The sequence below is a fragment of the Brevundimonas sp. RM1 genome (assembly GCF_052907225.1).
The window spans coordinates 193204-213967 of sequence record NZ_JBRERY010000004.1; the positions used below are offsets into that span (position 1 = coordinate 193204).

At 65.4% G+C, this 20764-nt stretch carries 22 protein-coding genes; 9 read left to right on the forward strand and 13 right to left on the reverse strand.

Annotation, left to right across the window (positions count from 1 at the left end):
• Positions 1-11 precede the first annotated feature (11 nt).
• From ACU5AP_RS06485 to ACU5AP_RS06505, 5 genes are all read right to left on the reverse strand, one after another.
• Positions 12-1139, reverse strand: coding sequence for an endo-1,4-beta-xylanase (locus ACU5AP_RS06485; RefSeq protein WP_128720191.1), 1128 nt, complete (start codon positions 1137-1139; stop codon positions 12-14).
• A 158-nt stretch (positions 1140-1297) separates the two neighbouring features.
• Positions 1298-2023 carry a cellulose biosynthesis protein BcsS gene (gene bcsS / locus ACU5AP_RS06490; RefSeq protein WP_081461886.1) on the reverse strand — a complete coding sequence of 242 codons (726 nt, stop codon included), beginning with the start codon at positions 2021-2023 and terminating at the stop codon, positions 1298-1300.
• A gap of 92 nt (positions 2024-2115) precedes the next feature.
• Entirely contained in the window at positions 2116-3297 is a 1182-nt protein-coding gene (locus ACU5AP_RS06495) for an NAD-dependent epimerase/dehydratase family protein (RefSeq protein ID WP_312120000.1), read from the reverse strand.
• Positions 3263-4708, reverse strand: a complete 1446-nt coding sequence (locus ACU5AP_RS06500; protein ID WP_040345609.1) for a glycosyltransferase family 2 protein — start codon at positions 4706-4708, stop codon at positions 3263-3265. The genes ACU5AP_RS06495 and ACU5AP_RS06500 overlap by 35 nt, the downstream gene beginning before the upstream one ends.
• Positions 4709-4787: 79 nt before the next feature.
• On the reverse strand, positions 4788-5816 hold the full coding sequence (locus tag ACU5AP_RS06505) for a UDP-glucuronic acid decarboxylase family protein (protein ID WP_046654134.1): 1029 nt from the start codon (positions 5814-5816) through the stop codon (positions 4788-4790).
• Positions 5817-6211: 395 nt separating this feature from the next.
• Between ACU5AP_RS06505 and ACU5AP_RS06510 the strand changes: the two genes are divergently transcribed.
• Positions 6212-6550 carry a DUF2834 domain-containing protein gene (locus ACU5AP_RS06510; protein ID WP_317984215.1) on the forward strand — a complete coding sequence of 113 codons (339 nt, stop codon included), beginning with the start codon at positions 6212-6214 and terminating at the stop codon, positions 6548-6550.
• 112 nt (positions 6551-6662) lie between these two features.
• On the opposite strand, the gene ACU5AP_RS06515 is transcribed toward ACU5AP_RS06510, so the two are convergent.
• Genes ACU5AP_RS06515 through ACU5AP_RS06525 form a run of 3 tightly spaced genes read right to left on the reverse strand, consistent with a single transcriptional unit; the run spans position 6663 to position 7838 of the window.
• Positions 6663-7352 (reverse strand): VIT1/CCC1 transporter family protein, encoded by a 690-nt coding sequence (locus ACU5AP_RS06515; RefSeq protein WP_128720188.1) that lies wholly within the window; start codon positions 7350-7352, stop codon positions 6663-6665.
• Positions 7353-7386: 34 nt separating this feature from the next.
• Positions 7387-7587, reverse strand: a complete 201-nt coding sequence (locus ACU5AP_RS06520; protein WP_138141303.1) for a DUF2842 domain-containing protein — start codon at positions 7585-7587, stop codon at positions 7387-7389.
• A complete protein-coding gene (locus ACU5AP_RS06525) occupies positions 7587-7838 on the reverse strand; it encodes a hypothetical protein (protein WP_003165294.1) in 252 nt (83 codons plus the stop codon). The genes ACU5AP_RS06520 and ACU5AP_RS06525 overlap by 1 nt, the downstream gene beginning before the upstream one ends.
• A 141-nt stretch (positions 7839-7979) precedes the next feature.
• Here ACU5AP_RS06525 and ACU5AP_RS06530 point away from each other — a divergent pair, with 141 nt between their 5' ends.
• A complete protein-coding gene (locus ACU5AP_RS06530; protein ID WP_088409804.1) occupies positions 7980-9035 on the forward strand; it encodes a COX15/CtaA family protein in 1056 nt (351 codons plus the stop codon).
• Positions 9036-9095: 60 nt separating this feature from the next.
• Here the strand turns inward: ACU5AP_RS06530 and cobS are convergent, their stop codons facing one another.
• Positions 9096-10106: a cobaltochelatase subunit CobS gene (cobS, locus tag ACU5AP_RS06535; RefSeq protein ID WP_181409289.1), complete on the reverse strand. Its 1011-nt coding sequence runs from the start codon at positions 10104-10106 to the stop codon at positions 9096-9098.
• Between the two features lie 75 nt (positions 10107-10181).
• The gene (locus tag ACU5AP_RS06540) at positions 10182-10610 is read right to left on the reverse strand and encodes an organic hydroperoxide resistance protein (protein WP_088409803.1); all 429 of its coding nucleotides are present in this window, start codon (positions 10608-10610) and stop codon (positions 10182-10184) included.
• Positions 10611-10752: 142 nt separating this feature from the next.
• On the opposite strand from ACU5AP_RS06540, the gene ACU5AP_RS06545 reads away from it, so the two are divergent.
• Positions 10753-11025, forward strand: coding sequence for a hypothetical protein (locus ACU5AP_RS06545; RefSeq protein ID WP_003165290.1), 273 nt, complete (start codon positions 10753-10755; stop codon positions 11023-11025).
• On the opposite strand, the gene ACU5AP_RS06550 is transcribed toward ACU5AP_RS06545, so the two are convergent.
• Positions 10985-11659: a J domain-containing protein gene (locus ACU5AP_RS06550; protein ID WP_003165289.1), complete on the reverse strand. Its 675-nt coding sequence runs from the start codon at positions 11657-11659 to the stop codon at positions 10985-10987. The genes ACU5AP_RS06545 and ACU5AP_RS06550 overlap by 41 nt on opposite strands.
• A 44-nt stretch (positions 11660-11703) precedes the next feature.
• On the opposite strand from ACU5AP_RS06550, the gene ACU5AP_RS06555 reads away from it, so the two are divergent.
• The 6 genes from ACU5AP_RS06555 (at position 11704) to ACU5AP_RS06580 (ending at position 19687) form a co-directional block, all read left to right on the forward strand.
• On the forward strand, positions 11704-12003 hold the full coding sequence (locus ACU5AP_RS06555; protein WP_128720184.1) for a BolA family protein: 300 nt from the start codon (positions 11704-11706) through the stop codon (positions 12001-12003).
• 146 nt (positions 12004-12149) lie between these two features.
• The gene (locus ACU5AP_RS06560) at positions 12150-13937 is read left to right on the forward strand and encodes a response regulator (RefSeq protein WP_446680974.1); all 1788 of its coding nucleotides are present in this window, start codon (positions 12150-12152) and stop codon (positions 13935-13937) included.
• 76 nt (positions 13938-14013) lie between these two features.
• Entirely contained in the window at positions 14014-15711 is a 1698-nt protein-coding gene (locus tag ACU5AP_RS06565) for a cisplatin damage response ATP-dependent DNA ligase (protein ID WP_128720182.1), read from the forward strand.
• A 50-nt stretch (positions 15712-15761) separates the two neighbouring features.
• Positions 15762-16736 (forward strand): mechanosensitive ion channel family protein, encoded by a 975-nt coding sequence (locus ACU5AP_RS06570; protein WP_003165284.1) that lies wholly within the window; start codon positions 15762-15764, stop codon positions 16734-16736.
• Positions 16737-16739: 3 nt separating this feature from the next.
• Positions 16740-17756 carry a threonine aldolase family protein gene (locus ACU5AP_RS06575; protein ID WP_128720181.1) on the forward strand — a complete coding sequence of 339 codons (1017 nt, stop codon included), beginning with the start codon at positions 16740-16742 and terminating at the stop codon, positions 17754-17756.
• Between the two features lie 50 nt (positions 17757-17806).
• Positions 17807-19687: an ABCB family ABC transporter ATP-binding protein/permease gene (locus ACU5AP_RS06580; protein WP_191001971.1), complete on the forward strand. Its 1881-nt coding sequence runs from the start codon at positions 17807-17809 to the stop codon at positions 19685-19687.
• Here the strand turns inward: ACU5AP_RS06580 and ACU5AP_RS06585 are convergent.
• Both ACU5AP_RS06585 and ACU5AP_RS06590 read right to left on the reverse strand, forming a co-directional pair.
• Complete coding sequence (locus ACU5AP_RS06585) at positions 19684-20163, reverse strand: general secretion pathway protein GspK (RefSeq protein WP_003165281.1); 480 nt, start codon at positions 20161-20163, stop codon at positions 19684-19686. The genes ACU5AP_RS06580 and ACU5AP_RS06585 overlap by 4 nt on opposite strands.
• Positions 20160-20735, reverse strand: a complete 576-nt coding sequence (locus ACU5AP_RS06590) for a response regulator (RefSeq protein ID WP_003165280.1) — start codon at positions 20733-20735, stop codon at positions 20160-20162. The genes ACU5AP_RS06585 and ACU5AP_RS06590 overlap by 4 nt, the downstream gene beginning before the upstream one ends.
• Positions 20736-20764 lie beyond the last annotated feature (29 nt).

Below are 20764 nucleotides of genomic sequence, written 5' to 3' on the forward strand. Positions count from 1 at the left end.
AAGGTTGGGAGCTAGGCGCTCAGGCGCAACGCCTCAGATAGGGCGTGGTACATCGGTTTGGGCCGGTAATCGACGTCATAAGGCAGGCCGCGGTTCGGCGGAGCGTCCGCATACTGACGTTGCGGGGGCTCGGACAGCCAGGAGTGGCGATCGCTCAGGCCCCAGGTGACGACGCCGCGGACCTGGGTGAAGGCCAGCATGGTCTCTAGATAGCGGCGCGTCTCATCGGCGACCTTCTGATCGCGCGCGGCCGCCGTGCCGTGGAAGCTGGATTCCTTCACGTCCAGTTCGGTGATCGTGATCTCCAGCCCCAGATCGACCAACTGCTGCGTCATGTCGCGCAGGCCGTCGGCCGCCAGCGGTCCCTTGGACAGGTCTAGGTGCGCCTGAACGCCGATGCCGTTCAGCGGCGTGCCCGAGGCGCGCAGCCGTCGCGCCAGCGCGACAATGGCCTTGCGCCGGGCCTGGTCCACGGGATTGTCGTATTCAAAACCGTAGTCGTTGACGACCAGATGAGCCTTGGGCGCGAGCGCGCGCGCCTCTTCCAGCACGCGCTCGATATAGGTCGGGCCGAAGGCGCGGTGGAAGACGTTGCGTCTCAGGCCGCCCGCCCCGCCCTGGGTGTCGATCGGCTCGTTGATGACGTCCCAGTCGGCGATGCGGTCGCCGTATCGCTTGAGCACGCGCTCCAGGTGCCCGGACATCAGCGACCAGTCTCGACGCCGCAGCATCTCCTGCCTGGCCCAGTCGGGCGTGCCCTGATCCCACAGCAGGGTGTGGCCGCGCACCTGCATGCCGTGGCTTTGCGAGAAGTCGAGCAGATCGTCGACCGGGGCGAAGTTGAACTCGCCCTTGCGCCATTCCAGGGAGTTCCACTTCAGATGGATTTCAGGCGTCAGCACCTGACAGTCGCGCAGGACCGCGCCGCGCAGTTCGGCGTTCTGACGCAGTTGTTCGGCTCGGACGGCGGCGCCGAAATATCGGCCCTGCGCGCTGGCGGCGTCGGCGAGGGTGGCGGTCTTCACAGGCGGAGGATCCAGCGGAAGGCCTTCGCGCACAGGACGCCACGCCGCCAGTCCAAGGGCGGGCGCAAGCGCGGCGGCGCCGATGAAGGCTCGTCTGGTGGGTCGCGGCAGCATTCGGCTGCACCTCCTCAGGAACGCGAGAAGGCTGCCTTACTACGCCTAACTTCTCGTTAAGGCGCAATCTTAAGAGGCGTCAGGGACGGGAAGTTGGGCGCGAAAACGGTGTTTCCATGAGCTGAGCCGGTAATCGTTCGCTCTTCCGGCTCTTCGTTCTAGAAGCTTCGATAGAAACCGAGCCGAACATAGGCCTGCGAACTGCGTTGATCGCCGTCGCTCAGGCCCACAGAAACTTGGATTTCTGACTTGTCGTTCAGCTTGAACCCGGCCACGGGACCGATGTGATAGGCGTTGTAGTTGGTGTCGCCTTCGGCCGCGACCTCCATGCCCAGGCGCACGCGGCCGGATGAGCCGACCTGATGGGTCAGGCTGGCCAGGGCGTTGTAATCGTCCAGTTCGAAACCGTAGGAGCCGTACCAGTCGACCCGCCAGGGGCCGGAGACATGGCCGCCGTCCAGGGAGACGATGACGCCGCCCTGGCCGCCGTCGCGCCGATTGCCGGGATCGGCGGGGCTGAGGTCGGTATCGACATAGCGATAGCCGATGCCGACGCTGCCCCAGGTCGGGCCGTTGCCGAAACGATAGATCAGCTCCGCCTGGGCGCCGGTGAAGTCGGCGGCGATCTCATTCGGACCCGAGTTGTAGTCGTAGCTGCCGGTGTAGACCGAGCCGCGCACCGCAAAACCCTTCGAATCGACCGAGCCGGGCAGGCCGATCGTCGCTCCGGCATAGGCGCTGTCGGCGACGTCCAACTGGCCGCCCGCGAACACGGTCACATCGCTTTGCGCCGAGGCCGGCCCGACCCAGGCGACGCCCGCGCAGACGAGGGCCGCCGCCGCTGGTGCGGCCAGGGAAGTCATCGGGCGTCGACGGTGAGGCATGGGTCAGTTCCTTGCGAAGTATCGAACGCGCCAGATGCTGGCGACGCCGGCGGAGACACTACAAAACGCATACAGAACAGGCGGGAAATCTGTCAGACGACCAACCTTCCCCTGGACAGTTGTTCCAGACTTTCTGCGCTTCGGTCAATGGGGGCGCGGGTGTGCGACACCCAGGAAATCAACTCCTCCATGCCCTCGTCCATCGACCGCCGAGGCGTGAAGCCGAAGGTGCGCTCGATCTTGGAGATGTCGCCGAAGCAGTGACGGATATCCCCGACCCGATAACGGTTCAGCACTTCCGGTGCGATGTTCTTGCCCAGCAGCCGTGCCAGGACGCCTGCGATCTCGTTGATGGAGACAGGCGCGCCGCTGCCGACATTGAACACGTCCCAAATCTCGCGGTCGTCATCCAGCACCGTGGCGAAGGCCTCGGCCACATCCTGCACATGGACGAAGTCGCGCATCTGCCGCCCGTCCTCGAACACCAGCGGCGGCTGATCGTTCATCAGCCGCGAGATGAAGATGGCCGCCACGCCCGTATAGGGATTGCTCAGGGCCTGGCGCGAGCCATAGGCGTTGAACAGCCGCAGGGCCACGGTGGGGATGCGCAGGGCCCGGCCGACCGACAGGAACATCTCCTCATGGTCGCGCTTGTTCACCGCATAGATGGAGTTGGGCTGCAGCAGCTTCTCTTCCGGCGTGGGGCAGGGCTCCAGCGGTTCGCCGTCGACCATCAGATCCCAATGACGCGCCTCCAGCTGGGCGTGCGGGCGGATGTCGGTGGTCACATGGGCGCCGGTCGAAGGACGGACGTAGTCCCCCTCGCCATAGATCGACATGGACGAGGCGACGGCGATCCGCTCGACCGTGTGCGGGCGCTGGGACAGGGTCTCCAGCATGACGGCCGCCGCCATGACGTTGTTGCGGGTGTAGTCGACGATGTTGGTCATGCTCTGACCCACGCCGACCGAGGCGGCGAGGTGGGCCAGGTGGGTCACGCCGTTCAGCGCCGCCTCGAACACCCCGTCTTCCAACAGGTCGCCCTTGATGCGGCGCGCCCGTGCGTCGAGGTAGACGGGCCACCCGTCCGCATCCATTTCGGCGTCGCCGTGAACCTGGGGCGACAGACTGTCCAGGACCGTCACGCGATAGCCGCGCGCCAGCATGGCGTCGACCAGGTGCGAGCCGATGAAGCCCGCCCCGCCGGTGATGAGAATGTGCTTGTCCATGACCGTCTGCTTAGTGCTGGTGATGACGAAGGGCGCCGAACTCATCCAGCTTGGTGCGGACGAGGGTGTTGTTGGCGTCGATCTTCTCGGTTCGTTGCCAGGCCAGGCCGCTGTCCCGCACATACATGACGAAGCCCAGCGTCAGCGGGATGATCCAGACGCACCACCAGACCATGATGAAGATCGGATTGACCATCAGCATGTAGCCGATGCGCGCGCCTGCGCCGTCCAGCACCAGGTCGGTCCGCCGCCACGTCTTGATGTAGAGGCCGATCATCAGGATCGAGAAGGCGACGATGTTGAAGATCGACAGGATCACCAGCCACAGCGGCAGGAAATCGTCGCCCTGAAAGAACCGCCAGGCCGCCCAGACGCCCAGGGGGATGCCCAGGGTGTTCACCCACATGGACATGCAGGGCAGGAAGTTCATCCACACGCGGACCCGTTCGCCGAAGCTGAAGTCCATCTCCTTCAGCGGCGTCGTCAGGCTCTGGAAGAAGCCGGCGACCCAGCGTTTCCTCTGGGTGATCCCTTCGCGGAAGGTCTCGGGCACCTCTTCGATCAGCGAGCCTTCGATGATGCCCAGCGTCCGGCCGTTCTTCCAGAAGCGCTGGCCGACCTCGGGGTCTTCGATGGCGATCCAGGGGTGGAAGCTTCCCAGTTCGATCAGGTCGTCGACCTTGAAGAACAGGCCCTTGCCCAGCACCCAGTAGGGTTGCTTCGGATCGGACAGGTGGCCGTATTTGGCGCCGTCCCACGTCATGTGGTCGAAGGCGTGGAAGGCGGCGGCCAGGCTGGCGTTCAGATTGCCCGCCACATTGCGGGCCTGCAGCACGTCGAACCGGCGAAGACCGATGGCGGCCGCCTTGAAGTGGTCGGCCGGCGGGCAGCTGTCGGCGTCGATGTAGTCGATCGTCAGCCCGCTCTTGTCCTTATAGGTCTCGGCTACATGATAGGTGGCGTAGATCAGCTGGCGCGTCTTCTTGGGCGGCAGATCCTTGACCCCGGCGCGCTTGCCGCTGTGCCACCAATAGGCCTTCGGATTCCGGTCCCAGGCGTTCCACACCATGTCCCAGCTGGCGTCGCTGGTCGGCGGCACCGCCAGGATCTCGACGAAGGGATAGGCCCGGCTCAGCCGCTGCAGGCTGGCGATGGTCTCGGCGTCGTTGCTGTTGGGGATGGCCAGGACGCGATAGCGGTCGGCGGGGTAGTCCAGCTTGGCCAGAGACGTGAACGTCGTCTCCATCGTGCTCTCCAGCTCCCGCAGCACGGGATACAGCAGGACGATAAAGGGATAGTCCGCCTCGCTGGCCGGCAGGGGCTCGCTCATGTCCACGCGCTCGACGCGCAGCGAGCGGAAGTACATCTCCAGCAGGAAGCTGCCGAGATAGAGGATCTGGGAAAGAGCGAACAACCAGACCAGCAGGGTCGCCCAGTTCGGATCTTGAGTGTTCATCACGCCGCTCGCCCAGTTATTTTGCCCAATAAGTCGGTGGTGGTTGCTCTGTCCCGTGGTGTTTCGTCGGTCCGCCGTCTCACGACGCGGCGGCGCCGCGCTGGGCGACCCTCTCGCCCTGAAGCTCGGCGGTGAAATAGGCGATGGTCTGTTTGAGCCCGTCCTGCAGCGGCACCTGGGGCGACCAGTGCAGGTGGGTCAGCGCCCTGGAGATGTCGGGCTTGCGACGGCGCGGATCGTCGATCGGCAGCGGGTGATAGACCAATCGCGAGCGCGACCCTGCCAGGGCGATGACCTGATGAGCCAGCTCATTGACCGTGATCTCGCTCGGATTGCCGATGTTGACCGGTCCGTCGATATCCTCGTCCGTGTCCATCAGGCGGACGAACCCTTCGATCAGGTCGTCAACGAAGCAGAAGGAGCGCGTCTGCTCGCCCGTGCCGTAGATGGTGATGTCGTTGCCGACCAGAGCCTGGACGATGAAGTTCGACACCACCCGCCCGTCGTCGGGGTGCATTCGCGGTCCATAGGTGTTGAAGATGCGGACGATCCGCGTGGTCAGGCCGTGCTGCTGGCCGAAGTCCGTCACCAGGGTCTCGGCGAACCGCTTGCCTTCGTCGTAGCAGGAGCGAGGGCCCACTGTGTTGACGTTGCCGCGATAGCTCTCCACCTGCGGGTGGATTTCCGGGTCGCCATAGATTTCCGAGGTCGAGGCCTGAAAGAAGCGTGCGCCGTCCGCCGCCGCACGCTTCAGCAGGTTCAGCGTGCCGATCGAGCAGGTCATGGCCGTCTTCACCCGATCATATTGGTAGTGAACCGGGGAGGCGGGGCAGGCCAGATTGTAGATCTGATCGAAGCGGCCCAGCGCGTCGTCCAGCGGCTCATTGATGTCCTGCGCCACCAGGTGGAAGCGATCCGAACTCATCAGATGAGCGACGTTCGCGTGCCGACCCGTATGGAAATTATCAATGCAGGTCACATGATGGCCGGCGTCAACCAGTCGCCCGCATAGATGCGATCCCAGAAAACCGGCACCGCCTGATACGGCGATCCGCTTGGTGGTTTTGGCGTCGTTCTGCGGCGCATAAGAAAAGCGATCGTCTGTCATCGCCTTCAGCCTTGATGGTTGTTTACAATTGCTTGAACAACGCTACCTGCATACTGTATTCGCGTGACAGGGGAGATTTCATGATCCCTGAGTCTGTCGGCATTGGCGTTAACCGTTTGTTAAGAATTGGGTTCCATTTCGGCACTGCATAGGCGCCAAATTTCTGCCCGAATCTATCGGTCTACGCGCCAAAAACGGCGTGGCGCGGGGATGGCAGGCCCGACGAACGTTGTGCAGCGGTTGGGATCGCCGGGCCTGGGGCTTCGCCTCTCGTCTTGAGGCGCCGCATGTAATCATCTCACGCGGCGCGGCGTCATCTTTGCGGAAATACTAGGCCTCTCCCGCATTGCGTTCCCGTACATGCTGACTGGTTCGAAGGGCCGTTTGACGCTAAGGTGACGCTTCTGATTGCAAGGGAGAGCGATGTGACCGTCAGACGTTTCTATCTGGCCATGGCTGTGATCGGCGCCATCGTCCCTTGGCTGTTCTTCGGCGCGTTCTTTTTCGAGAACGGGCCGGATGTTCTGTTGTTCTTGAAGTCCCTGTTCGCGAACGGCGCCGCCGGCGGGTTTTCCGCGGACGTCCTGATCTCGATAGCGGTCTTCCTGGTGTGGTCCTGGCGGGATGCGTCCAGAAACCATGTCAGCCGCTGGTGGCTGGTGCTCCCAGCGAGTTGCCTGGTCGGGCTCTCGCTTTCCCTGCCGCTGTATCTCTATTTGCGCGAGCGACCTTGAACGGGTTCATGCGAACGGATCGGCCGCCAAGGCGCCCATCGCCGTTGAAGGGCCGCCTTGCAGGCTTAAGCAAGTAGAGGGTGCGGCGCCGTTCGAGAACTGTGGCGTGGATTTAGGCGACGACGCCGAACAGGCGACCGACGCCTGCCGTTATGCCCATGGCGAGCGCGCCCCAGAAGACCACGCGCGCGACTGAGGGGCCGATGGGCGCGCCTCCGGCCTTTGCGCCCAAGGCTCCTAGCAGAGCCAGGCCTAGCAACGCCGATCCTGCGACCCATAGAGCCAGACCGGCCAAGGGCGCCAAGGCGGCCACGACCAGGGGCAGGGCGGCTCCGGCCGAGAAGGTCACGGCCGAAGTGATCGCCGCCTGGATAGGACGGGCGGTGGTGATTTCGGATATGCCCAACTCATCGCGGGCGTGGGCGCCGAGAGCGTCGTGCGCCATCATCTGTTTCGCGACCTCTGTCGCCAGATCGGGCGTGACGCCGCGAGCGGCGTAGATCCCGGCCAATTCCCGCACCTCGGCCTCGTGATCCCTGGCCAGTTCGGAAGTTTCGCGTGCGAGATCGGCCTTTTCAGTGTCGGACTGGGAACTGACTGAGACGTATTCGCCTGCGGCCATGGACATGGCGCCGGCGGCCAGACCCGCGACCCCCGCGATCAGAACTGCGCCTTGGCTGGACGCCGCTGCCGCCACCCCTACGATCAGGCTCGCGGTCGAGACCAAGCCGTCATTGGCGCCGAGCACCGCCGCTCTGAGCCAGCCTATGCGCTCGACCCGGTGGGTTTCCCTGTGAGGCATGCTCTCTTCTCCCGACGACCGCTGAAGCCAAAGCCTATTTAGGCTCACGCTCGGCCCAGCGCAGCAGAGGAATGAGCGGCACGCCCCAGCCGATCCCCGCCACGGCGAAGAAGATCAGGTCGATCCACCAGGCGTCCGGCAGATGGTCATGAAGGGTCACGGCGCCCCACACCCAGAAAGCCAGGAAAAAGACGACGGCCAGGGTGGCGACGAAGCGGCGGGCGCGAGGAGGCATCAGCGCTTGCTCCGGAACAGGAAGAAGGCGACCAGGCCCAGGACAACGGCGGCAAAGGCCCAGGGCAGCCATTCCCAGTCGGACAGAGTGGCCACGGCGAACACCCGCACGGCCAGGAAGGCGCCGCAGGCGCCGCTGACCAGGGCGACCAGAATGGTCCCGCCCAGGCCGCGCCGCCCGGTCAGCAGGTCGGCGATCCAGGCCAGGCCCAGGGCCCCGGCCAAGGCGATGGCGATCTCGACATATTGCACCGCTTGGCGCTCCCCTTGAATGTTGTGCGACGCTTTGGCGTAGAAACCGACTCGATCTTGCCTCGCGGGAGGGGCATATCCCTCGGTTCCGCCGCCTGTGAAAGAGGCGGCAAGCATATCGGGGCGAACGGCAGGCGTCGAATGAAGCGTTTTGGTGAATTGGACCACAGCCGCGCGGTGGCGCTGTGGCTGTTTTTCTGCGCGACCTTGGTGTTCGCGATGGTGGTGGTCGGGGGCGCGACGCGACTGACCGGCTCGGGCCTGTCGATCACGGAATGGAAACCCATCATGGGCGCCCTGCCGCCGATGAACCACGCCGACTGGGTCGAGGCGTTCGACAAGTACAAGGCCATTCCTCAGTACGTCGAGGTCAACGCCGGCATGAGCATGGCCGAGTTCCAGTACATCTTCTGGTGGGAATGGGCGCACCGTTTGCTGGGGCGGCTGATCGGCGTGGTCTTCGCCGTGCCCTTCGTCCTGTTCCTGGCCTTCCGCGCCATGCCGCGTCGTCTGATCGGACGCTGTGCGATCCTGCTGGCCCTGGGCGGCCTGCAGGGGCTGATCGGCTGGTGGATGGTGTCCAGCGGCCTGGCTGAGCGCATCGATGTGGCCCCGGAGCGGCTGACGACCCACCTGGGCCTGGCCTTTCTGATCTTCGCCGGCCTGATCTGGACGGGGCTAGAGGCCTGGTCGGGTTCGGACTTCACGCGCGCGCCGCGCGGCTGGAGCTGGGGCGCGGGCCTGCTGCTGGGCGGCGTCTTCTTCCAGTGCCTGCTCGGCGGTCTGGTGGCCGGGGCCAAGGCGGGCATGATCTACACCGACTGGCCGATGATGAACGGCGCCCTGTTCCCGCCGGTCGAGTGGGGGCAGGGGGCGCTGGCCTTCCTGCACGATCAAGGGCTGGTGCAGTTGAACCACCGGATCGGCGCCTATCTGCTGCTGTTCGCGGGTACCTTCTATGCGGTCCAGGCTCTGCGCGGGCGTTTAGGCGAGGGGCTAGGCGCTTCGGCCCTGGTTCTGGCGGGCGCGCTGTGGCTGCAGGCGGGACTGGGCGTCCTGACGCTTATCCATGCCGTGCCGGTGACGCTCGGCGTGCTGCACCAGGCTGTGGCGGCGCTGGTGCTGGCGACGGCCACGGTGAACCTGTGGCTGGTGCGGCGTTCACGTCCGAGGATGTTCGTCTCGGGACTTCGCTAAGAAAAAGGCCGCCTTCCGGATCGGGAAGGCGGCCTTCTCAATTGCGCGAGGGGGAACCCTTTAGCCGATCTTCACCCGGGTGGCGGATTCCGGCAGGTCTTCGCCGAAGGCGCGCTGATAGAATTCGGCGATGGTCGGCCGCTCCAGCTCGTCGCACTTGTTCAGGAAGGTCAGGCGGAAGCTCAGGGCCACGTCGCCGTCGAAGATGATGGCGTTCTGGGCCCAGGTGATGACCGTGCGGGGCGACATGACCGTCGAGATGTCGCCGTTCATGAAGGCGTTGCGGGTCATGTCAGCGACGCGGACCATGGCGGCGATGCGGCGCTTGCCCTCGGCGTCGTTCCACTCCGGCACCTTGGCGGCGACGATTTCGGCCTCGACGTCGTGGTCGAGATAGTTGAGCGTCGTGACGATGTTCCAGCGGTCCAACTGCGCCTGGTTGATCTGCTGGGCGCCGTGGTACAGGCCCGTGGTGTCGCCTAGGCCGACCGTGTTCGAGGTGGCGAACAGGCGGAACCACTTGTTCGGGCGGATGACGCGGTTCTGGTCCAGCAGGGTCAGGCGGCCCTGCGCCTCCAGTACCCGCTGGATGACGAACATGACGTCGGGGCGGCCCGCGTCATATTCGTCGAACACCAGGGCGACCGGGCGCTGCAGCGCCCAGGGCAGGATGCCCTCGCGGAATTCGGTGATCTGCTTGCCTTCCTTCAGGACGATGGCGTCCTTGCCGATCAGGTCGATGCGGCTGACGTGGGCGTCCAGGTTGACGCGAACCATGGGCCAGTTCAGGCGGGCGGCGACCTGCTCGATGTGGGTCGACTTGCCGGTGCCGTGATAGCCCTGAACCATCACGCGGCGGTCGTAGGCGAAGCCCGCGCAGATGGCGAGCGTCGTCTGGGGATCGAAGCGATAGGATTCGTCGATCTCGGGCACGTGGCTGTCGCGCGTTTCGAAGGCGGGCACGACCATGTCGGAGTCGATGCCGAACGCTTCCTTCAGCGTGACCTTGCGGTGCGGTTCAAGGATGACGAGCGGATCGGGGGAGGCGTCGAGCGGAGAGGTCATGGCCATCCACCTAGCGCCCTCGCGCGCGCGGCTCAACACGCGCGAGGGGCCGGATGGATTATTCGCCCTGGGCCGGTCGCTCTATTCCGCCGACAGGTCCACGTCGACGTTGCCGCGCGTGGCGTTGGAATAGGGGCAGACCTGGTGCGCCTTCTGGATCAGGTCGTCGATCACCGCGCGATCCAGGCCATGGCCCGACACCCGCAGGGTCACGTCGAGATTGAAGCCTTCGCCGCGCGTGTTCTGGCCGAAACCGATCCCGGCCGCGACCTTGGTGTCGGGGCCGACCGGCGTGCCCGCCTTGCCTGAGACCAGCCGCAGGGCGCCGAGGTAACAAGCGGCGTAACCCGTGGCGAAAAGCTGCTCTGGGTTGGTTCCATCGCCGCCCTTGCCGCCCATTTCGGTGGGAACGGACAGGCGCACGTCGATCTTGCCGTCGTCAGTGGCCGATCGGCCTTCGTCGCGACCTCCGCCAGAGGCTGTGGCGTGGGCGCGGTACAAGACTTCCATCTGTGGACTCCTTATCCCCAGCCTGGGGATCAAATGGGGAATGACACGGAGGCAACGCCCGTCAGAAACAACGGTTCTGTGATTCGGGAAATCGGCAAGAGGGTGTTAATAATTGGGCATCGCTCCCGTCGGGGGAGAGGACATGGAAACGCACACGCAATATTTTTGCTATGTTTATGATGCGCCCGGAAGGACGCCCCAGATGTTCCCCTTGGAGGCCGACAGCTTCACCGAGGCGATTCAGGAAACACAGCGCATGATGCTGGACGAATCCGGGGCCGAGGTCTTTGCGGAAATCTGGGATTCCTCGGCCGTCGGTCAGGCCATGATCCGCGTTGACGCCTTGCCGGGTGAAGGCGGTCTGTTGCGATCGCTCAGGCGTGCCCGGCCTTTTTCAAGGTTTTCCAGGCCTTGATGACGCTCTGAAGCTTGGCTTCCGCGCCACGGTCGCCGCCGTTGGTGTCGGGGTGAAAGCGCTTGAGCATCTCGTGATAGCGAGCCTTAATGGCCGCCTTGTCGGCGCCGGGCTCCAGGCCAAGGTCGGCCAGGGCGGTGCGTTCAAGGCGTCCCATTCCATGATGGGGATCGTTCTGGACGGGGGCGTCGCCGTTCACCCTGCGACCGAACAGGCCGAAGCTGTCGCGCCACGAACCGGCGCCTGAGTTATTGGCCGTGCCGAACTTCGCAGCGAAGGCGGCGGCCTCGCGCGTCTGCGGGCCCGCCTTCATCTGCCAGGTGGGGCGGCCGCCGGTCATGGCCTCGTTTTCCTGAGCGGCGCGAATCTGGCCCTCGTTCATGCCCGCGTAGAAGTTCCAGCTCTTGTTGTACTGGCCCGCGTGCACTTGGCAGAAGTTGTAGAACTCGTTGAGTTGCTCACGCGACTTCGGCGCGCGCGCCGTGGCCGGACGCGTGCAGTCGGCCCAGTCGCAGGGTTTCTCGCCCGGCTTGAGACGCAGGACATCCTCCGCCGCTTCCTGTTCCTCGTCGGGACGCGGCGGCTTCACCCGAATGTCGGTGAAGCGAGGCTTGTATTGAAAAGACGCAGACATCGCCCGAAGTGTAAGGCCGAATTGGACAGCTTCAAGGAGTTCCCATGTCTGACGGCCCGATCGCGACGGTTATGCGCGAAAAACTGACTGCGGCCTTCGCTCCGGTGCGTCTGGATCTGGAAGACGACAGCTGGAAACACGCCGGTCATCACCACGAGGGCGGAATTGACGGCCGCGACAACGGCGAGAGCCATTTTCAGCTGACTATCGTTTCAGAGGCCTTCACGGGGCAAAATCGCGTGCAGCGCCAACGGGCGATCAACGCGGTGTTGAAGGCGGAGCTGGCCGGGCCTGTTCACGCGCTTTCGATCCGGGCGCAGACGCCGCAGGAAGCTCAATCTTGATACCCACAGACGTGCAAGAAATTCGGATTACGTAGTTATCCGCATTCATATCGTCTTAGAACCTTTCCCCTTAGCGTCCGCACCCGAAGCATTTTGCAGCGGGCGGGGGCGTCGCGATGGTTGGATCTGACGGGTTCACAAAGGGGATGGAAGGGGCGCAAGCGCCGGGCGAAGCGGCCCAGGCCCTGACCGCCATCCTGCAGACTCACTATCTGCGCTATCTCATCATCGTCAGCTGGGCGCTGGGCTTGATCGCGACGGTCGGCCTGGCGCACGGTCTGGTTTGGTTCGTGGCCACCCTGGCGGCGGGCGCCCTGCGCGGGGAAGTCGAAAAGCGAGTCAGCCAAAGAGCAGGCAGCGGCTGGGGCCTGGTGTTCCCGGCTGTGGCCACGGCCACCACGGCGGTCTGGGCCGTGGCGCCGCTGCTGGCCTGGTTCTCGTCGTCGATGTTCGGGCGTGAACTGGCTATCGCCTTTTTGATGTCGGGCTATGTGCTGGTCTTCGCCCAACTGCGGAATTCGCCGCGACAGGCTATTTTGATCTCCTCCCCTTATGGCGCGGCGGCTGCGATCATCGCCGTCAATCTGCTGGGCGATCCGGTCTTCTGGCCCTTTGTGGCCTTGGCGCCGTTCACGGCGGCCAGCCTGTTCGTACTGGTGACGATGACCATGCTGCGCGAGGAGCGCATCCGCGCCTTCCAGGAACATCAGGCTCATCTGATCGAGGAACTCGAAGCCGCCCGCGACAAGGCCGACGCGGCCAATGAGGCGAAATCCAACTTCCTGGGCGTCATCTCCCACGAGTTGCGCACGCCGATGAACGGCGTGTTGGGCGCGGCGCAATTGCTTAGCGCCACTCGGCTGGAAGGGGCGCAGCGTGAGTATCTGGCCATTATCCGTAACTCCGGCGACAATCTGCTGAGCCTGCTGAATGACATCCTCGACATGACGAAGATCGAGGCAGGGCGCATGAATTTCGAAGCGGTGGACGTGAATCTGGAGGATTTGCATCGTCGCATCGTCGGCCCGTTCGAAGCACAGGCTGAAGCGAAGGGCCTGAATTTCGTCGCGGAATTCGAGGGCGATGTGCCTGCCGTGGTGCGGGGGGATCCTTTGCGCGTCTGTCAGGTCGTACAGAACCTTCTGTCCAACGCCGTCAAGTTCACGGATCAGGGGACGGTGCGGTTCGTGACACGCGGGCGTCGTGTCTCGGAACGTCGGGTGGCCTTTGAGTTCGTCGTGATTGACAGCGGCTCGGGTATTTCCGACGACGATATGGATCAACTGTTCCAGCCCTTTACTCAGGTGGACGCGTCCTCGACGCGCCGGTTCGGCGGAACGGGTCTGGGGCTGACGATTTCGCGTCGCCTGGCCAATATCATGGGCGGAGAAATTTCCGTGACCTCGAGTCTGGGCGAAGGATCGACCTTCACCTTTGTCGTCGAAGGAGAAGTGGTGACCTGGCGCGCCGCCGAGGCCGCGGCCGTCGCAGAAGGCGATGTCGTTGCCGGCGACGGCATGGAAGTGCTGGTGGTCGAGGATCACCCCGTCAACCGTATGATCCTTGAGGCTTGGATGGCGTCCACGGGATGGCGCACCAGCATGGCCGAGAATGGGCGGGAAGCGGTGGACGCCGCCCGCGACCAGCGGTTCGATCTGATCATCATGGACGTCAACATGCCGGTTATGGATGGACTGGCTGCGACGCGCCTGATCCGCGAAGACGGGGGCGTCAACGCTGAGACGCCCATCATCTTCCTGTCGGCCTCTGCGCGGAACGAAGACCATGAGGCGGGTCTGGCGGCGGGTGCTGACGCCTATCTGAACAAGCCGATCGATTTCCGAAGTCTTTCGGCCCTGATGGTTCACGCTCAAGGCGGGCGAGCCGCGTTGCGTCGCCTTGCGGAGCAGGGCAACGAGGCGGCGGCCGCTTGATCCGGCAAGCGGAAGTCTAGGGAAACCTATGGCTTCTAGGCCGTTGTGCGGGGGCGCCTGAAGAGCTGGAGCCCGATTGCGTCCCTTCGCTGAACTGTTGGATCGCCTGTCGCTGACGACTTCGCGCAATGCGAAGCTGATTTTGTTACGCGATTATCTGAAGGCGACGTCGGATCCCGATCGTGGCTGGGCCTTGGCGGCGTTGACCGGCGATCTGAGCTTCGCCACGGCCAAGCCCGCCATGATCCGCAAGGCGGTTGAGGCGCGGGTGGACCCGGTCTTGTTCGGCTGGTCCTATGACTATGTCGGCGACTTGGCGGAGACGACGGCGCTGATCTGGCCGCGCGATCCGATGCACCGCGCCAATCGCGAGCCGGAATTGGGCGAGGTGGTGGACGCCCTTATGCGGGCCGATCGCGCGGAAGCGCCGTCTCTGATTGAAGGTTGGCTGGACGCGCTTGAGCCCAAGGGGCGTTGGGCCTTGCTGAAATTGGTGACCGGCGGGTTGCGGGTCGGTCTGTCGGCGCGGCTGGCGCGTACGGCCGTGGCCATGATGCGTCCGGCGACCGTGATCGACCCGCCCAGCCCGTATGGCCGTGAGGCGACGGAAAGCCTGCCGCCCATCACCGTCGGCGATATTGAGGAAATCTGGCACGCTCTGAGGCCGCCCTATGAGGATCTGTTCGCCTGGGTGGAGGGGCTGGCGGAGCAGCCCAGCGCGGATGCGCCCGGCCGGTTTCGCCCGGTCATGCTGGCGACGGCTCTGGACGAAGGGCTGGACCTGCCGCGCCTGGACCCCGCTGATTTCTTCGCTGAATGGAAGTGGGACGGCATTCGCGTCCAGGCGGTGCGCGAGGGCGGTCAGACGCGCCTCTATTCCCGCACGGGCGACGAGATTTCAGCCGCCTTTCCCGATGTGGCGGCGGGGTTGCGCTTTGAGGGAGCGGTGGACGGCGAGCTGCTGGTGATCCGCGACGGAGTGGTGGCGCCCTTCGGCGACCTGCAACAGCGGCTGAACCGCAAGACGGCGAGCGCCCGACTAATTCAGGACTATCCGGCGGGCATCTTGGCTTATGATTTGTTGGCCGAAGGGGCGACCGATCTGCGCCAACTGCCCCTGACCGAGCGGCGGGAGCGGTTGGAGCGACTGGCGGCCGAGCATGACGGAGAGCGGTTGGGCCTGTCGCCTCTGCTGGAATTCACAGATTGGGACGATCTGGCGGCCTTGCGCGCCGATCCGCCTGTGGGCGCCGCCGCCGAAGGGTTGATGCTGAAGCGTCGTGACAGCCTTTATGTGGCGGGTCGCCCCAAGGGGCCGTGGTTCAAGTGGAAGCGCGATCCGCACGTCATTGACGCCGTGTTGATGTACGCCCAGCGCGGGCATGGCAAACGCTCCGGCTACTACTCTGACTACACCTTCGGGGTCTGGACGGAGGAGGGGACGCTGACGCCCGTCGGCAAGGCCTATTTCGGCTTCACCGACGAAGAGTTGAAGCAGATCGACAAGTTCGTCCGCGATCACACGACGGATCGCTTCGGCCCTGTTCGCGCCGTCCGCGCCGAGCGTGATTTCGGCCTGGTGCTGGAGATCGCCTTCGAGGGATTGCAGCGCTCCACGCGGCACAAGTCGGGGGTGGCCATGCGCTTTCCGCGCGTCAGCCGCATCCGCTGGGACAAGCCAGCGCGGGAGGCCGACGCCCTGGACTCCGTTCTGGACCTGCTGGACGCCATCGAACGCGGCGGCGGGCGGGTCAACGCCGGTGAAAAAGCTTGACCGGCGGGGCTTCCAATCGGCTGCATAGGCGTTAGACCCGGCTCATGCTCATGAATTTCCTGCATACCCCTGCCGTCCTCGCCGAGCCCCTGGCTCAGGTGGTGGCCGCTGGCGAGCAGAGGTTGACCGTCGACGCGACCATCCTGGCCAAGGCCATGGATATGCTGGGCGATTTCGCCATCAACCTGACGGTGGCGGCGATCATCTTCGCCCTGACCTTGGTGGCGGCGCGCTGGGCGTCGGGGGCTGCGCGCAAGCTGCTGGGCCGCACCAAGGCCGTTAGGCGCGATCCGACGGTGCTGGCCTTTATGGTTCAGATCGTGCGGGTGGTGGTCATCATCATCGGCATGATCGCCGTGCTGCAGCGGCTGGGCGTGCAGACGACCTCCATCATCGCCGTTTTGGGTGCCGCCTCCCTGGCGGTCGGCCTGGCGTTGCAGGGCACGCTGTCGAACGTGGCGGCGGGGGTGATGCTGCTGGTCCTGCGCCCCTATCGCGTCGGCGAGGTCATCGATGTGGGCGGCGCCTCGGGCACGGTGCAGAAGCTGGACCTGTTCACCACCCAACTGACGAACGCCAACAACCACAAGATCGTCATTCCGAACTCCAAGGTGCTGAGCGACGTCATCATCAACCTGACGGGCCAGCGGACGCGCCGGATCGAGATCAAGTTCACCGTCGGCTACGGCGAGAATCTGAAGGAGGCGCGCGACGTGCTGGCGGCGGTGGCGCGGCTTCACGACAAGGTGCTGAAGGATCCTGCGCCCTGGACCGGGGTGACGGCCCTGCTGGACAGCGCGGTCGAGATCACTCTGCACGCCTGGGTGAACACTAGCGACTGGTGGCAGACCCAGGCCGATCTGATGCAGTCGGGCAAGGAAGCCCTGGACGAAGCCGGCATCGAGATTCCCTTCCCGCACCAAGTCGAGGTGCCGGCGAAGGACGCCAAGTTCGCGCGGGTCGTCATGGCCCCGATCCAGGACAGTGCGGTCCAGGGCGAGGCCTCGGACCAAGGGAGAGAATGAGCCGTGCGTTTTGATTTCGGTTCCGACAATACGACGGGCATGGCGCCCTCGGCGCTTCAGGCCTTGGTCGCCGCCAACGCCGGGTTTGCGCGGGCTTATGGCGCGGACGAAACCTCGGCGCGCGCCGCCGATTTGATCCGCCAGACGCTGGACGCCGACGCCGAGGTGCGTTTCGTCTTCAGCGGCACTGCGGCCAACGCCATCGGCCTGTCGATGTTGGCGCGACCCTATGAGGCGGTGCTGGCGCATCATGCGGCCCACGTCTGTACAGACGAGACGGGGGCGCCTGGATTCTTCGGCCAGGGCGTCGGCTTGATCGGCCTGCCGGGCTATTCGGGCAAGATCGACCTCGCCGCGCTCTACGCCGCGCTGGAAGAGCCGGTGGTCGGGCATCGTCAACCGCCGGCGGCGCTCAGTGTGACGCAAACGACCGAATACGGCGCCGTTTATTCCGAAGAAGAACTTCGCCACTTGATCGAACCGTCAAAGCGGGCGGGCCTGGGCGTGCACATGGATGGCGCGCGGCTGGCTAACGCTGTGGCGGCGGGCTTTGATCCCAAGGACATTCCGCGCCTGGGCGTCGATGTGCTGTCGTTCGGCGGGGCCAAGGCGGGCGCGCACTGCGTCGAGGCCATGGTGATCTTCGACAAGACGTTGACGCGCCGGATCGACAACCGGCTGAAGCAGGCGGGGCAGACGGCGTCCAAGGGGCGGTTGCTGACTGCGCCGATGCTGGGACTTCTGGAATCCGGCGATTGGCTGACGGGGGCCGCCCACGCCAATCTGATGGCGCAGCGCCTGGCCGACGGCATCGAGGGGCGGACGCCCTTCGTACTGGCCCACCCGGTGGAATCGAACACCGTCTTCGTGCGGATGCCGGACGAGGCGCATCAGGCGCTGAACGCTGCGGGTTGGGCCTGCTATCAATTCGACGATGGTTCTGTGCGGTTCGTCTGCTCCTGGGCGACGGATGAAGCGTCGGTGGATGAGTTGATCGCCGTCGTGGCGAGCCTGGATTGACGTGGCGGGCGCGTTCCGCCTCGGAGGCATGATGGCGGCGGGACGTGACAATGCGCGGTGAACGCTCAGGACGGCGCGGCGACCTCGCAAGCAAGGCCGTGAACGCCGGGACGGATCCTGCGCAACAGGAGGCGCCGCCTACGCTGGAGGCGCTGAAGAATTTGATCGGCGTGGTGGCCCGTTCGGGCGCGCCGCAACTGCCGTGGCGCGTGACGGGGGCTATCCTGCTGACCCTGGCGGGCAAGGGGCTGGGCGTGCTGGCGCCGTTGGTCCTGGGCGCGGCGGTCAATCATCTTGCAGCGGATCAGGGGCCGGCGGCGTCAGTGGGGCTGGGCTTCGCCGCCTTCGCCGTGGGCTGGGCCCTGGTGCGCTTTTTGTCGGCGGCGACGCCGCAGTTGTCAGACGTGGTGTTCGCGCCGGTGCGTGCGGCGGCGCAGCGCAAGACGGCGGCCGAAACCTTTGCCCACGCCCTCAGCCTGTCGCTGGACTTCCACCAGACCAAGCGGTCCGGCGCTCTGTCGCGGGTGATGGACCGGGGCTCGCGCGCGGTCGATTTCCTGCTGCGGATCCTGATGTTCAACCTGGGCCCGACGGTGCTGGAGCTGGTGCTGGCGGCGGCGGTTCTGGGCGGCAAATACGACTGGCGCTTCGGCGCCGTGGCGGTGGCCGTGGTGCTGGTCTATGCGGTCGCGACCTTCTCCATGGCCAACTGGCGGCTGGAGCACCGGCGCGCCATGAACGCCGCCGACAGCGAGGCGGCGGGCCTGTCGGTCGACGCCCTGCTGAACTACGAAACCGTCAAGTCGTTCGGCGCCGAGGGCCGTGCGGCGCAGGCCTATGATGCGTCCCTTGCGACCTATGCGAAGGCGTCGCTGAAGGCGAACACTTCGCTGGCGACTCTGAACCTGATCCAGGGTCTGATCATGAACGTCGGCCTTGGCGTCATGGCGGTCATGGCCGGGTTCGAGGCCGCGGCCGGGCGCATGGGGCCGGGCGATGTGACGGCGGCGGTGCTGATCGTGATCTCCCTCTATGCGCCGCTGAACATTCTGGGCTTTGCGTATCGAGAAATCCGCCAATCCTTCATCGACATGGAGGAGATGCTTAAGGTGACGCGTCAGGCGCCGCAGGTGGCGGACGCGCCCGACGCCATTGATCTGCCGCGTCCTGAAAGCGGGCGAGGCGCCGAAATCGTGTTTGACCATGTCGGTTTCCGGCATGACGCGCGGGCGGCGGGGCTGGACGACGTCAGCTTCGTCACGCCCGCGGGCACCACGACCGCCCTGGTCGGGCCGTCGGGGGCGGGCAAGTCCACCATCGTCAAGCTGGCCTTGCGGCTGCTCGACCCGCAGGAAGGCGCGGTGCTGATCGACGGCTGGGACGCGCGCAGCGTGACACAGGCGTCGCTGCGGGCCGCCGTGGCGCTGGTGCCGCAGGACGTGGCCCTGTTCAACGACACTATCGCCGCCAACATCGCCTTCGCCCGGCCCGATGCGGACGAGGCGGCGATCTGGGCGGCGGCGGAAGCGGCGGAACTGGCCGACTTCATCCGCAACCTGCCCGAAGGCATGGACACGCGCGTCGGCGAGCGGGGTCTGAAGCTGTCGGGCGGCGAGCGTCAGCGGGTCGGCATCGCCCGCGCCCTGCTGGCCGATCCCTGCATCCTGATCTTGGACGAGGCGACCAGCGCGCTGGACAGTCGGACCGAGGCGGCGATCCAGAAGACGCTGCGCAAGGCGCGGACCGGCCGCACGACCCTGGTCGTGGCGCATCGCCTGTCGACCGTGGCCGACGCCGATCAGATTCTGGTGCTGAAGGCGGGCCGCATCGTCGAACGCGGCGCCCATCACGAGTTGGTGGCGCGTCAGGGGGGAGAGTATGCGGCCCTGTGGCGCAAGCAGACGCGCGGCGCGAAGGCCCAGGCCGGTTAGGCTTCGGGCTCTCCGGCGCCGGGAACCTTGGCCTTGAGCACGTCCTTGAGGCTGTCCAGCACCTTGGCGCGGGCGTCGGAGGCTTCGGAAGGCAGCGTCAGCAGCAGGCGCAGGGCTTGAGCGTGGACCGTGACGACGCGCCAGTCAAAGGCTCGGCCCTCGGGCGCGGCGTCGATCAGGTCGCACAGATTGGCCGCGGCTGCGCACAGGTCGTTGAGTTCAAACGGCCCGGCCGCGTCGATCACGGCGCTAGCGTGGCTGTAGGCTTGGTCCAGGGCGGTTTCGTCGATGCCGACGGGAGCGGGCAGGGCCGCCAGGGCCGTGACCTGTTCCTGAATGATCTCTCGGCTGCGGGCCTCCAGCCCGGCCAGATTGGCGCGGGCCTGGTTCAGGGCGACGCCGACGCTGACGCCGCCGGGCTGGTCGACCAACGTCGACAGGCGGCTGCGACGGCGATTGTGCGTGATGACTGTCATAGCTCCACCGCCGCCCTGCGTTCTTTTTCAAAGGCTGTCTTGCGGCGCTCTTCGGCGCGACGCTCGGGGCCGGGCCAGGGCTCGCTGCGGAAGCGGCGGTCGGGGCCGAAATAGTCGCCGACCTCCAGGAAGGGGCGGTTATCCCGCGACACCCAGACGATGCGCTCCAGCAGGACGCCCGCGCTGAACGGCTTGGTGATCAGGAAGTTGGCGCCGCAATCGCGCGCATCCGACACCTTGGAGCGGCGCACGTGGGCGGCGGTCATGATGACAGGCGTATAGGCGTTCGGCTCCAGACCGGAACGGCGCAGCCAGCGCACGAATTCGTATCCGCTCATGCCCGGCATTTCGCAGTCGACCAGGATCAGATCGACTGGATGAGTCTGCAGGATGGAGATGGCATCGGCCGCGCTCTCGCAGGCGTGACGCACCTTCATGCCGAAACCGAGCAGGGCCTGGGCGGTCAGCTCCAGTGAAAAGGGAGAATCGTCGATGACCATCGTCACCGCGCCGTCGAAGTTGAACACCGCGCTTTCGCGCAGGGATTCACCGACCCCGTTCATGCCGCGCATGGGAGCCTGCCGATGCGAGCGGAGGGAAA

Excerpts from the sequence above, each read along its gene's own strand:
- ACU5AP_RS06585 (WP_003165281.1), bottom strand. The coding sequence starts at position 20,163 with ATGACAGTCATCACGCACAATCGCCGTCGCAGCCGCCTGTCGACGTTG.
- ACU5AP_RS06590 (WP_003165280.1), bottom strand. The coding sequence starts at position 20,735 with ATGCGCGGCATGAACGGGGTCGGTGAATCCCTGCGCGAAAGCGCGGTG.
- ACU5AP_RS06545 (WP_003165290.1), top strand. The coding sequence starts at position 10,753 with ATGGAAACGCACACGCAATATTTTTGCTATGTTTATGATGCGCCCGGA.
- ACU5AP_RS06520 (WP_138141303.1), bottom strand. The coding sequence starts at position 7,587 with ATGCCTCCTCGCGCCCGCCGCTTCGTCGCCACCCTGGCCGTCGTCTTT.
- ACU5AP_RS06515 (WP_128720188.1), bottom strand. The coding sequence starts at position 7,352 with ATGCCTCACAGGGAAACCCACCGGGTCGAGCGCATAGGCTGGCTCAGA.
- ACU5AP_RS06560 (WP_446680974.1), top strand. The coding sequence starts at position 12,150 with ATGGAAGGGGCGCAAGCGCCGGGCGAAGCGGCCCAGGCCCTGACCGCC.
- ACU5AP_RS06500 (WP_040345609.1), bottom strand. The coding sequence starts at position 4,708 with ATGAACACTCAAGATCCGAACTGGGCGACCCTGCTGGTCTGGTTGTTC.
- ACU5AP_RS06530 (WP_088409804.1), top strand. The coding sequence starts at position 7,980 with ATGAAGCGTTTTGGTGAATTGGACCACAGCCGCGCGGTGGCGCTGTGG.
- ACU5AP_RS06570 (WP_003165284.1), top strand. The coding sequence starts at position 15,762 with ATGAATTTCCTGCATACCCCTGCCGTCCTCGCCGAGCCCCTGGCTCAG.
- bcsS (WP_081461886.1), bottom strand. The coding sequence starts at position 2,023 with ATGCCTCACCGTCGACGCCCGATGACTTCCCTGGCCGCACCAGCGGCG.
- ACU5AP_RS06495 (WP_312120000.1), bottom strand. The coding sequence starts at position 3,297 with ATGAGTTCGGCGCCCTTCGTCATCACCAGCACTAAGCAGACGGTCATG.
- cobS (WP_181409289.1), bottom strand. The coding sequence starts at position 10,106 with ATGGCCATGACCTCTCCGCTCGACGCCTCCCCCGATCCGCTCGTCATC.
- ACU5AP_RS06555 (WP_128720184.1), top strand. The coding sequence starts at position 11,704 with ATGTCTGACGGCCCGATCGCGACGGTTATGCGCGAAAAACTGACTGCG.
- ACU5AP_RS06540 (WP_088409803.1), bottom strand. The coding sequence starts at position 10,610 with ATGGAAGTCTTGTACCGCGCCCACGCCACAGCCTCTGGCGGAGGTCGC.
- ACU5AP_RS06550 (WP_003165289.1), bottom strand. The coding sequence starts at position 11,659 with ATGTCTGCGTCTTTTCAATACAAGCCTCGCTTCACCGACATTCGGGTG.
- ACU5AP_RS06485 (WP_128720191.1), bottom strand. The coding sequence starts at position 1,139 with ATGCTGCCGCGACCCACCAGACGAGCCTTCATCGGCGCCGCCGCGCTT.
- ACU5AP_RS06505 (WP_046654134.1), bottom strand. The coding sequence starts at position 5,816 with ATGACAGACGATCGCTTTTCTTATGCGCCGCAGAACGACGCCAAAACC.
- ACU5AP_RS06580 (WP_191001971.1), top strand. The coding sequence starts at position 17,807 with ATGCGCGGTGAACGCTCAGGACGGCGCGGCGACCTCGCAAGCAAGGCC.